The sequence below is a fragment of the Microcoleus sp. CAWBG58 genome, from assembly GCF_020883045.1.
Classification (GTDB): domain Bacteria; phylum Cyanobacteriota; class Cyanobacteriia; order Cyanobacteriales; family Microcoleaceae; genus Microcoleus.
The window spans coordinates 58,561-70,051 of sequence record NZ_JAHRFA010000036.1 but is presented as its reverse complement, the minus strand read 5'-3'; the positions used below and the strand labels follow the sequence as shown (position 1 = coordinate 70,051).

At 45.9% G+C, this 11,491-nt stretch carries 12 protein-coding genes and 1 pseudogene; 8 read left to right on the top strand and 5 right to left on the bottom strand.

What is annotated here, in order from left to right; translation table 11 throughout:
• Window positions 1-119: pseudogene (locus tag QZ918_RS17610) on the top strand (IS30 family transposase); the annotation flags it as partial.
• A gap of 125 nt (window positions 120-244) precedes the next feature.
• Here the strand turns inward: QZ918_RS17610 and QZ918_RS17605 are convergent.
• Window positions 245-1,273 carry a hemerythrin domain-containing protein gene (locus tag QZ918_RS17605; RefSeq protein WP_293337168.1) on the bottom strand — a complete coding sequence of 343 codons (1,029 nt, stop codon included), beginning with the start codon at window positions 1,271-1,273 and terminating at the stop codon, window positions 245-247.
• Between the two features lie 320 nt (window positions 1,274-1,593).
• Between QZ918_RS17605 and QZ918_RS17600 the strand changes: the two genes are divergently transcribed.
• From QZ918_RS17600 to QZ918_RS17590, 3 genes are all read left to right on the top strand, one after another.
• Window positions 1,594-2,859 (top strand): M16 family metallopeptidase, encoded by a 1,266-nt coding sequence (locus QZ918_RS17600; RefSeq protein WP_293337166.1) that lies wholly within the window; start codon window positions 1,594-1,596, stop codon window positions 2,857-2,859.
• A 374-nt stretch (window positions 2,860-3,233) separates the two neighbouring features.
• Window positions 3,234-4,505 (top strand): M16 family metallopeptidase, encoded by a 1,272-nt coding sequence (locus tag QZ918_RS17595; RefSeq protein ID WP_293337172.1) that lies wholly within the window; start codon window positions 3,234-3,236, stop codon window positions 4,503-4,505.
• Between the two features lie 96 nt (window positions 4,506-4,601).
• On the top strand, window positions 4,602-5,228 hold the full coding sequence (locus QZ918_RS17590; protein WP_293337164.1) for a Uma2 family endonuclease: 627 nt from the start codon (window positions 4,602-4,604) through the stop codon (window positions 5,226-5,228).
• A 42-nt stretch (window positions 5,229-5,270) separates the two neighbouring features.
• On the opposite strand, the gene QZ918_RS17585 is transcribed toward QZ918_RS17590, so the two are convergent.
• The 3 genes from QZ918_RS17585 to QZ918_RS17575 all read right to left on the bottom strand — a co-directional run bounded on the left by QZ918_RS17585 (window position 5,271) and on the right by QZ918_RS17575 (window position 6,370).
• A complete protein-coding gene (locus QZ918_RS17585) occupies window positions 5,271-5,549 on the bottom strand; it encodes a BrnA antitoxin family protein (RefSeq protein ID WP_293337162.1) in 279 nt (92 codons plus the stop codon).
• 38 nt (window positions 5,550-5,587) lie between these two features.
• Window positions 5,588-5,968 (bottom strand): PIN domain-containing protein, encoded by a 381-nt coding sequence (locus QZ918_RS17580; RefSeq protein WP_293337160.1) that lies wholly within the window; start codon window positions 5,966-5,968, stop codon window positions 5,588-5,590.
• A gap of 210 nt (window positions 5,969-6,178) precedes the next feature.
• On the bottom strand, window positions 6,179-6,370 hold the full coding sequence (locus tag QZ918_RS17575) for a hypothetical protein (protein WP_293337158.1): 192 nt from the start codon (window positions 6,368-6,370) through the stop codon (window positions 6,179-6,181).
• A gap of 67 nt (window positions 6,371-6,437) precedes the next feature.
• Between QZ918_RS17575 and QZ918_RS17570 the strand changes: the two genes are divergently transcribed.
• The 3 genes from QZ918_RS17570 to QZ918_RS17560 all read left to right on the top strand — a co-directional run bounded on the left by QZ918_RS17570 (window position 6,438) and on the right by QZ918_RS17560 (window position 10,670).
• Window positions 6,438-8,258: an efflux RND transporter periplasmic adaptor subunit gene (locus tag QZ918_RS17570; protein ID WP_293337156.1), complete on the top strand. Its 1,821-nt coding sequence runs from the start codon at window positions 6,438-6,440 to the stop codon at window positions 8,256-8,258.
• Window positions 8,259-8,445: 187 nt separating this feature from the next.
• Window positions 8,446-9,711 (top strand): ABC transporter permease, encoded by a 1,266-nt coding sequence (locus tag QZ918_RS17565; protein WP_293337154.1) that lies wholly within the window; start codon window positions 8,446-8,448, stop codon window positions 9,709-9,711.
• Between the two features lie 122 nt (window positions 9,712-9,833).
• Window positions 9,834-10,670, top strand: coding sequence for a class I SAM-dependent methyltransferase (locus QZ918_RS17560; RefSeq protein ID WP_293337152.1), 837 nt, complete (start codon window positions 9,834-9,836; stop codon window positions 10,668-10,670).
• Window positions 10,671-10,753: 83 nt separating this feature from the next.
• Here QZ918_RS17560 and QZ918_RS17555 read toward each other — a convergent pair whose 3' ends face one another.
• Window positions 10,754-10,996, bottom strand: a complete 243-nt coding sequence (locus QZ918_RS17555) for a helix-turn-helix domain-containing protein (protein ID WP_293337150.1) — start codon at window positions 10,994-10,996, stop codon at window positions 10,754-10,756.
• A 211-nt stretch (window positions 10,997-11,207) separates the two neighbouring features.
• On the opposite strand from QZ918_RS17555, the gene QZ918_RS17550 reads away from it, so the two are divergent.
• The gene (locus QZ918_RS17550) at window positions 11,208-11,471 is read left to right on the top strand and encodes a hypothetical protein (RefSeq protein ID WP_293337148.1); all 264 of its coding nucleotides are present in this window, start codon (window positions 11,208-11,210) and stop codon (window positions 11,469-11,471) included.
• The last annotated feature ends 20 nt before the right edge of the window (window positions 11,472-11,491 follow it).

Below are 11,491 nucleotides of genomic sequence, written 5' to 3'. Positions count from 1 at the left end.
AGGAGTTAGAAAAGGCAGTGGATTTGATTAACAATCGACCGAGGAAATCGCTTGACTATCGAACCCCTTTTGAAGTATTCTATGGACATACATCAGACACTGTTGCACTTCAGATTTGAATTGGCGTATTTCTTTTTTCCTGCTTTTTAAAATAGTAATCCCGCCATCTTGGTGGCGGGATTGATAGGTTGCAGTTTAGCTGTTTTCTAGCTTTAGCTAGAATTGAAATTAGCTCGCTGCTCAATTAGCTAATGCCAGCCATTTCTTGCTGGATAGTGCTCTTGGCTTCTTTGAATTGAGTAGCCATTTGTTCCATTTGTGCTTCGCTCAGGTTGCGGCGAATTTGAGGGAACATATCGTTTTCTTCTTCCTTAACGTGATCCTGAACCGCTTTTTTGAGCTGTTGGATTTGAGCTTTGAAATCAGAAGAACTGGGGTTGAGAGCCTTGATTTGGGCGAGCATCTGCTTCATTGCTGCTTGCTCGTCATACAGTTCTTGGGTATCGCTGTAGTAGCTGCGAACTGCGGGATACACAATTTGTTCTTCGGCTTCTGCATGAACGCTTAAGTCTTTGTAAAGTTGACCGAAGAATTCTTGCAGTTTTTGAGGATTGTCGGTTTTTTCGATTTCCATGAATAGGGTATCGACTTTGCGGTGATCCATGGAGATGATTTCGGTAATGTTCATCTCTTCTTTGGTGCGAGTAACTGCACCGCCGATAATACCACTCATGGCCGCCATCGCATCTTGGACGCGGGCCCAAACGCCTCGATCGGGGTCTTTTCCGGTAAGTTCGCGCACTCCCAAGATTTCCATAACTCCTTTGAGTTGCTCTTGGTGGGCGCGGTTTTCAAAGTTAACTGTGTTGAGGGGAACAATGGCAGCTTCGATGTCTGCGCCGACTACTTGAGCGGCTTTGTGAATTAACAAGCCGGCCATTGTTTGTTTGTGTTTGAGCAGTTCGTGCTGGGATACTTTTTCAAACAGGGTGAGTTCAGAACCTTTCATTAGTTTCTGAACTTCTTCGATCATTTTTGTGAATGTTTCTTTAGGTTCGGATTGAACGCCGTATTGAATGATTACGGTTTCTAAAACGCCTAGGTTTTTGCGATCGTCCTCCAGCATATCCCGGAAGCGATCGCACAGTTCGGAGTCGTTGCAGGAATTGATGAACAATTGCTCGTTTGCAATCAGCAAGTTTTGCAGCGCTTTCATGTCTGCTAATTTCATGCCGATTGCTTGGCGCTTGGTATCTTCAAGGGTAGCTACCATCTGTCGTTTCTCCTCTCGATGTCTTTTGTGTTCTTACATCTTTTAATTTATGGAAATATTCTGATAACTCCCTCTTTCTCCCGACTGATTCATTAATATCCCGCGCAACCTATTGACTTTTGAACGAAAAAATGGTAATAAATTAAGGCTCAAGGTTGTTTAAAAAAAAGCAAAAATTACTTGCTGAATGACCACAACCGACAGACAACAGCCCACAGACAACTGACAACTGACTTTTGTATCAATTAATTCCGATCGCACATCAGTAAAGCGCTACTATAGTTGAAGCCGAAGTTAACTGAAGTTTAAGAATAACTAGCTTGTCTCAACTGCTCACTGCTTTAGAGTTCCCAGCCAAGGTCTGGAAGCTGCACAATGGGTTAACAGTCATTCACCAGCGGATTTCGGCCACACCGGTGGTTGCGCTAGACGTGTGGGTGAAGGCTGGCGCTACGAAAGAGCCTGATTCTTGGTCGGGAATGGCTCATTTTCTAGAACACATGATATTTAAAGGGACGGATGCGATCGCCCCTGGAGAATTTGACCAAGTAATTGAAAATCGCGGCGGTGTCGCCAATGCAGCTACAAGTCACGACTACGCCCATTTTTATGTCAATGCTGGGGCAGATTATTTAGCAGAAACGGCTCAGCCGCTGGCAGAATTGCTGCTGCGTGCTTCTATCCCCGATTCGGAATTCGATCGGGAACGAGATGTGGTGCTTGAAGAAATTCGCCAATCTCAAGACGATCCCGATTGGGTGGGTTTCCAAGCAATGATGGAAACAGTCTACCAGCAACATCCCTACAGGCGATCGGTACTCGGTACGGAAGAGTTGCTGATGTCGCGAACTCCCCACGAAATGCGGTGTTTTCATCGATCGCACTATCAACCGGAAAATATGACTGTGGTGATAGTTGGGGGAATTGAGGAAGAAGAAGCCAGAGATATTACAGGGAAAGTATTCGATCGGTTTTCTGACAGGTGGGATTGTCCTAAATTTGTCGCCGAAGCCGAACCGCCGTTAGTAGAAATTCGCCGTCAGGAACTCTGTCTTCCCCGATTGGAACAAGCACGGCTGATGATGGCTTGGACTGGGCCGGGAGTTGAACACTTGCAAAGTGCTTGCGGCTTGGATTTGCTCTCTGTGTTGCTCGCAGATGGTCGGAGTTCGCGTTTAGTCCGGGAACTGCGGGAAGAATTACAATTGGTACAGGCGATCGAAAGCTCTTTTTCGTTACAACAGGAATCGAGTTTGTTTACGATTAGTGCTGTGTTGGAAGCCAAGGATCTAAAAGAGGTGGAATCTCGAATTTGCGATCGGCTTTGGGAATTGCAATCTGAGCCGGTTTCGGAGGCAGAACTGATGCGCTGCAAGCGTTTGCTGTGCAACGACTTTGCTTTTTCCCTCGAAACGCCGGGACAGTTAGCTGGTCTTTACGGATATTACAGTACGATCGCGACTGCCGAATTAGCGCTCAGCTATCCTACCAGGATTCAGTCATTTAAGCCATCAGATCTCCAGCGCCTAGCCCAACAATATCTCTCACCCCGACGCTACGCGGCTGTAGCGATCAAACCAGTCTGATGGTTAAGCGAGTGAATATTTTAATATCTGTGGTACCGGATAAATCTTGGTTTGTCCGGTGTTTTGTCTGTTTGGCCCGCACCCTACGGATAGATTTTGTTACATTGAGTATTATCGTGCGTTAAGCTCTGCTCGATCTGACAACATACAAAATGTAAATGGAAAATAGCAAAATGGCGATCGAGTAATTATCAATTACCTTTTTCCTAATTAGATCGTGTCCGGTAAATTACTATAACAAAAACGGTTCGTAGTGCGGACTTTAGTCCGCTCTTATGCGGACTAAAGTCCGCACTACAAACCTTAGTTATTGCGGTCAATCTACCGGACATGATATTACCCATTCCCGATTCCCATTACCAACTAAATTAATGATGAAAAATGAAATTCAGCGCACGGTTTTAGACAACGGTATGGTTGTCTTAGCATCAGAAAATCCAGCAGCAGATATTATTGCAGCTAGGATATTCCTGCGCGCCGGCAGCCGCTGCGTACAGCCGGAACAAGCAGGATTGTGTCACTTGCTGTCGGCGGTAATGACTAAGGGAACCGATCGCCTGTCTTCGCTAGAAATTGCCGAACGTGTAGAATCGGTAGGAGCGAGGTTGAGTACGGACTCGACTACCGATTACTTTTTAGTGAGTTTGAAGACGGTAACAGCCGATTTTCAGGACATTTTGGAGTTGGCGGGGGAATTGCTGCGATCGCCCACTTTCCCCGAATCTGAAGTCGAACTCGAACGCCGCATTGCAATATCGGCAATTCGATCGCAACAAGAACAACCATTTGCGATCGCCTTCGAGCAATTGCGACACGCCATGTATCACGAACATCCCTATGCTTTCTCCACCTTGGGCACGGAAGCTACGATGTCAAAGCTCACCAGAAACGAGCTCGAACAGTTCCACAAAACCTATTTCCGTCCCGACAACGTAGTTATTTCGGTAGCAGGCAGAATATCTACCGAAGATGCGATCGCCCTTGTCGATCGTACATTTGGTGACTGGAAAGCGCCTTTAACACCCCTCCCAACTTTAACCATCCCCCCCCTCACAGCCTCCCCGAAATCCGTGGCTAAGGCGCAAGATACCCAGCAATCAGTGATTATGCTGGGCTACCTCGCGCCCTCGGTCAAAAATCCCGACTATGCAGCGATTAAGTTACTGAATACCTATTTGGGTAACGGTTTGTCGAGCCGGTTGTTTGTGGAATTGCGGGAAAAGCGGGGCTTGGCTTACGATGTTTCCGCACTCTACGCGACGCGCCTGGACACGGCTCAGTTTGTAGCGTACATGGGTACAGCACCCGAAAATACGGTGACTGCTTTTGAAGGATTGCGTACAGAAGTCGATCGACTCGCCAACACCCAACTAAGCGAAGAAGAATTGCAAGCTTGTAAGAATAAAATGCTCGGTCAATATGCTTTAGGAAAACAAACTAATTCCCAAATTGCCCAAGTTTTAGGTTGGTACGAAATCCTGGAATTGGGAATTAAATTTGACGAGCAGTTTCAAGCAGAAATTGCGGCAGTTACTGCTGCTGAAGCTCGCGAAGCTGCTCATAAATACTTCATCGAACCCTATGTTTCTCTGGTGGGCCCGGAGGCGGCGATTCAGGAGTTGGGCGTGGCTGCGGCTGTTTGTTAAGGAGGCAATAGGCGATCGAACTTGTCAAAAGTTCGATCGATCTAACCAGTTTGTCCATCTGATAGACTAAAGGAATTGATTGGGCTAAGTTGAGCTATGACCATTGCGATCGACGAACCAATACAACAGAAACCACTCAGCTTTGACGAGTTTATCGCCCGTTATGGTGGCGATAATCGCTATGAGCTGATCGATGGAGAGGTGTTCGACTTGGAACCCACAGGCCCCCATGAGGAGGTTGCAGCCTTCATTACCACAAAAATATGTGTCCAGATAGACGGAATAGGCTTACCTTGGTTTGTCCTTCAGCGGGGACTATTGCGCCCTTCAAATATTGGTATGACAGCATTTCGACCTGATGTTGCAGTTGTCGATCGAAATGAACTTGCTAAAGAACTGCTTTGGTCTGGTGAGTCTATTCTAACACTGGGCAGTTCGATTAAATTTGTGGCGGAAGTTGTTAGTAGTAACTGGCAAAATGACTATTCTCGTAAAGTTGAAGACTACGCAGTTTTAGGTATTCCTGAATATTGGATTGCGGACTACGCAGGATTAGGTGGTACTCAACACATTGGGAAGCCTAAAAAACCCACCCTTTCTATTTGCACTTTAGTGAATGGGGAATATCAAATTCAGCAGATTCGGGGAAATCAGACCATCGTCTCTCTAACTTTCCCAGACTTAAAACTGACTGCTGAACAAGTGTTGAGGGCGGGCAGGTAAAATCAATATGATTTGACTACCCCGATGTGAGGTCGATAAGGGTTATGCTGAGTGCTGAGTTTTATTGTTCTCTATATATTGGCGTAAAACCCTATTAATTAGACCTTTATACTGTGAGTCTTGAGACTGAAACCACTGCTTCACGTCTGGATCGAGCTGAACTAAATTGTCAGCTTTATCTGCTGGAATGCGTAAAGTCGATCGTGCAAAAAATTCATCTGTCAGCGGTGGAATATCTGAGTAGTCGATATTCTCTTCCGATCTTGATTCTAAGGCTTCCCAGTTAGTACCAGAGGTACTGTTCAAATCGTTTCTGTTCATGACGGTTTGCTCTTCGTGCTGAAATGATTAGGTTGTGGTTAACGTGGATAAGGCTGTGCTGTTAAAAGATTTGGGACAACTCGGTAATGTTTAACATTAAATGTACAAAGCGTTAAACCTCGTCCCACAGCACAGGCGGCAATCAAAGCATCAAGCAATCCGAGACTGTTTGACAAATGGTAAGTTGTGAAATTTGACAACGCACAAGCACAATCAGCTTCAGTTGCCCAAATTATGGGTAATGGTGCAACCAATTGAATAGTTTTACGAACTTGCTGCATATTCTGAGAGTCTTGGATTAGCTCCATGACAACAAAACCGGGAATACTAGGTATGTCTGAAAGACTAGAAAACCAAGCAATTGCAGGTGCATGACCTCGTTGAATATCAATTAAAACATCAGTGTCTAAAAGGTACATAGCGTTTCTTATGTCCGTGTTTCGGCCTGATGGCGCAGGTTTCGAGCATATAATTGACTATCGGTAATATCAGGTCGTGAGTTGATGACTCCTTCACTTTGCCAGTAAGCAACAAGTTCTGCTCCAGTTTTAGGTGGGTTACTCAGAACTTCTCTGATCGATAAAACACGTAGTATGTACTCAGATAAAGGTAGGTTTAGTCGTAAGGCTTCAGTAGATAGTTGACTTTCTAACTCCGGCGGTAACTCTAATTGAATGCTCATGTCTGCGTTCCTCATCGATCGAGATTCTCAATTGATCGTAGCTGATTTCATTATTATCCAAAATAATCTGACACAACAGCACAACCGCAAAAATCCGTGAAGCGAAGCTATCCCGTAGGGAATCGCACTCAAATCCCACTTAAATTGAACCTTTTCGGTTCCCGATCGGTCAAAATGAAGCAGACGCCCGATCGGTCTAAATTTATATGTACTTCCTAAAGCAGTTTCAGATTAAAAAAGGGCTGACTCCCTGGTTAAGCGGACTCCTCGCTGCCTCCCTACTTGCCGGAGTCGGCTACACAGCTTACAGCCAACTCGCAGTCAAATCGAAACGCGAAAGCAGACGCAAGGAAAAAACCGTTGCTGTAGAAAGAGTGAATTTGCCGATCGCAATTTCAGCAAATGGCACAATAGTACCCGAAAGGAGCGTTAACGTCAGCCCCAAAACTTCAGGAGTGCTCAAAAGTTTACTCGTCAAGGAAGGAGACACCGTTAAAACAGGGCAAATTCTCGCCCAAATGGATGATTCCAACCTTCAAGGGCAATTGACCCAAAATCGCGGACAACTCGCCTCAGCCGAAGCCAATTTGCAAAAATTACTCAACGGTAATCGGGCTGAAGATATTGCCGCAGCCAAGGCGCAATTAGCTGAACAACAAGCCAGTCTCGAAAAATTGCTCAACGGTAATCGAACTCAGGATATTGCTGTCGCCCAAGCCCAAGTAATCGAACAACAAGCAACTCTCCAAAAATTGCTCAACGGGAATCGCAGTCAGGATATTGCAGCAGCAAAGGCACAATTAGCGGAACAACAAGCCACTCTCCAAAAATTGCTTAAGGGCAATCGCCCCGAAGATATTGCCCAAGCTGAAGCTAAACTCAGGGATGCGGAATATGCCAAACAGCAAGCAGAAGAAGACTTTCAACGCAATCAGGAACTCTACACAGATGGGGCGATCGCACTTCAAATATTAAATAATTCTCGCACAGCGCGCGATCGCGCTCAAACTCAAGTCAGACAAGCCCAACAAGCTTTGGCTTTATTGCGATCTGGTTCGCGCCCGGAAGAGATTGCTGCTGCGCGGGCGGCTGTCGAACAAAAACAGCAAGCTTTGGCGCTAATTCAGGCTGGTGCTCGGCCCGAAGATATCGCTGCGGGGCGGGCGGCTGTTGAGCAAAAACGGCAAGCTTTGGCCGGAGTGCGATCGGGGGCGCGATCGGAAGATATCGCCGCTTCTGAGGCCGCAGTGGAGCAAAAACAGCAAGCTTTGGCACTAATTCAAGCCGGTGCTCGCCCAGAAGAAATTGCGATCGCCCGCGCTCAAGTTCTCTCCGCCAAAGGCAGTCTCCAAACTGTCGAAGCGCTGATTAACGATACAAAAATTCGGGCTCCTTTCAGCGGTACTGTCACTCGCAAATATGCCGATCCGGGGGCTTTTGTGACTCCTACAACGGCTGGTAGTGCAGTGACATCAGCGACTTCTTCTTCGATTTTGTCTTTGGCTTCCAAAAATCAGGTTGTGGCTAATGTCGCCGAAAGTAATATTGCCCAAATCCGCCTCGGGCAAAATGCGTCTATTCAAGCTGATGCTTATACAGGAAAGACTTTTACTGGGAAAGTCAATCAAATTTCACCTCAGTCAATTGTCCAGCAAAATGTTACCAGTTTTGAGGTAAAAGCTTCAATTCTTGATGATGCTAAAAAACTATTGCGATCGGGCATGAATGTGAATTTGGAGTTTAAGGCGGGTGAATTGAAGGATGTTTTAGTTGTGCCGACTGCGGCCATTGTTCGTCAAAAAAAGGAAACGGGAGTGTTTGTGACTGGTGGTGAGGATGGAAAGCCTTTGTTTGTGCCGATTAAGACGGGGATGACGGTTGATGATAAGACGGAAGTGCGATCGGGCTTGAAAGGAAATGAAAAAGTGTTTATTAGTTTCCCCCCTGGCTTGCGGCCGAAATCTCAAAATCCATCATCGGGTGGAATTCCAGGTTTGCAACCGGGTGGTGGAAGTCGCTTGCGTTAATGAGAAAAATTAAGATCGAGCTCTTTCTTCTCTCCCTCTGCGCTCTCTGCGCTCTCTGCGGTTAAAAAAATCTTAATCCTCACCAATTAGCTATTACCTATCTCTCTTCTCTCCCTCTGCGCTCTCTGCGCTCTCTGCGGTTAAAAAAAATCTTAATCCTCACCAATTAGCTATTACCCATTACCAAATGAAATTAAAGACTCCCCCAGTTATTAACAAAATCTCAAACGTTCAAATTATGTTCATGGCGACTGAGGCGCTGTGGAATAATAAGTTGCGTACCAGTTTAACGATGCTGGGTGTGATTATTGGCATATCTTCGGTAATTGCGATTACTTCGGTGGGGCAGGGGGTACAAAAGTCTACCGAGGAACAGTTGAAGGCTTTGGGTACTAATGTGTTATTGGTTTTGTCTGGTGCTTCGCGATCGGGTGGTGTTAGTCAGGGTGGTGGTTCTGCTTCTACTGTGACATGGGATGACGCTAGGGCGATCGGCAAACAAGCTCCCGCTGTTAAGGCAATTTCGGCGTTTTTGCAGCGCCAAGTGCAAGTTGTTTATGGCGGGCAAAATTCATTTACTTCTATATTAGGAACTGATTTAAATTATCCCGATGTCAAAAACATTCAACCTCAAGCAGGACGGTTTTTTAATGAGGATGAATTGAATGCTGCTGAACCAGTTGTTGTTCTCGGCTCTAAGGTGCGAGACGACCTGTTTGGGGTCGGTGCTAATGCCCTATCGGCTGATATTCGCATTCAGGGAGGGCGTTACAAAGTCATTGGAGTGATGGAACCCAAGGGGTCGGTAGGGGGTACGGATCAGGACGATCGCGTGTATATTCCCCTCAAAAATATGTCAGCTCGGATTGTGGGTAGAAATTCTTTGGCTGGCATTGCGATCTCTGGTTTTTGGTTGCAAACTACGGGGGAATCGGATTTGGCTGATGCTCAATTTCAAGTTGAAAATATCATGCGTTTGCGCCACAATCTTTATCCGCCACAACCGGATGATTTTCGAGTAATCAATCAAGTTGATATTGTAAATACTTTCAGCAATGTGGTAGGTTTGTTTACGGTGATGGTGGTGGCGATCGCCGGAATTTCGCTGGTAGTTGGCGGCATCGGGATTGCTAATATTATGTTGGTGTCAGTTGTGGAGCGCACTAAGGAAATCGGGATTCGGAAAGCGGTAGGTGCTACTAATGCAGCGATTCTGATTCAATTCATGGCTGAATCGGTTTTGGTTTCGACGGTGGGTGGTACGGCGGGTATTGGCTTGGGAATTGCGATCGCCTTTGGGGCTGCGACAGCATTTAGTTTTCCCTTTGTAATTTCAGTATGGTCGATCGCAGCCGGTTTTGGGCTATCCTTTACTGTGGGCTTGTTAGCTGGAGTGTTGCCTGCTCGGAATGCGGCGCGCTTAGATCCGATCGCGGCTTTACGCAATGATTGAAGTTAAGTAGGCGGTTATCAGAAAAATGAGGTATGTTGTTGGGCTTGGGCCCTCTGAGTTTAGTAGTTATATGAGCTGTCATTCATACCTCATCTTTTTGAGAAAGGCTATAGGCGATCGCAATGTTAGACAAATACAAGCAAGAAATCGCAGATTTGTATACCCGCAGAAGTCAAACCTATGACAATAGCGATTGGCATTTACAAATTGCTCGCCGTCTGGTAGAATACGGGCGAGTTAGTTATGGTCAGCAGGTTTTAGACATTGCAACGGGAACAGGTCATGTGGCGATCGCAGCCGCTCAAATTGTAGGATCTGAAGGTCGAGTTATTGGCGTAGATATTTCGCCTGGAATGCTGGATGTAGCCAGAAACAAAGCTCAAAAATTAAATCTCAACAATACAGAATTTGTGCTGGCGGATGCCGAAAATCTGGAGTTGGCAGTTGATAGTTGCGATTCCCTACGGGATAGCTTCGCTTCACGCATTTTTTGCTCTTCAGCCTTCATTTGGATGTCGGATCTGCACGCCGCCCTGACTCACTGGCACACATTTCTCAAACCAGGAGGAATCATCGGCATTCATGCCTTCGCCGACACCGCATTTGTCGGCGGAGTTGTAACGCAAAAAGTAGCTGAAAAATACGGCATTTCCTTCAACATGAGCAAACCCACAGGCACTGTTGAAAAATGTCGAAACCTACTTCAACAAGCAGGATTTAAACAAATAGAAATTAAAATAGAACAAGACGGCAGCTATATCAGCTTAGAAAAAGCAAAAGCAATGTGGGCCGGAAATTCCCATCCCGCCCCCGGACAATATCCGCCTCCATTATCAACACTTTCAACCGAGCAATTAGCGCAAGCCAAAGCAGAATTTGAAGCAGAAATCGAAGCATTGCAAACCCAGCAAGGAATTTGGAACGATATCACCACCTTTTATGTATTCGGTCAAAAATAGCAGCCTAAATTATGAATCTCTCTCTTCTCTAACTCTGCGTTCTCTGCGCCCTCTGCGGTTAAAAAATCCAATCTACAACTTATTTATCCATCAGCATCATTAGGATAACCAAATTGGTCAGGTAATTCAGCAGAAGTAATTTGCAGAATCTCCAGCAACTTCTTGTACTGAACAGGCGTTAGCTTCGGTACAGATCGCCCCGCTTCCCAGTTGCTGACTGTCGCTTCCGTAACGCCAAGTGCTTCTGCTAGATGCTTTTGAGTCATAAACCGCTGAACTCTCAGTCGCATTAGGGGCGATCGATCTGCTCTTTCTGAGATTTCCATAGACTGTTTGTTAACTTATATTAAGTTATTCGGGTTTTGCCTAAACTTATTGACATCCACCCTAAATTAATTTAGATTAAACCTAAGAAAAATTAGACAGCACCAGCCAAGCCACTTGTGCTGTAGGGGAATTGCTGTCTTTTCTTCAACTTGTTATTGTACGCGGTTTTACCGTGACAAAGCATCAAACCTATCCAAAATTATCAAAGCTATGTTGCAAGATTCATCATCGAACCAAACATCGCCGAATGTTTTAACCAACCAAACCTTTGAGGGCTCGCGCGAAGCAGTCCGTCACATCATCATCGGTTCGCCCGTGGGAGTGCGCCGCACCATCCACCAATTACACGCGGCCCGGTATGCAGAGGTGGCGCTTTGGACTCATCCGATCGCGATTCCGGACGATCGTATCATCATTACACCCGAACAGGGAGAAATCATGAGTTTGTTGGTTAAATTAATCCGGTTGGAATGAAGTTAGGAGTTACGCAAGTC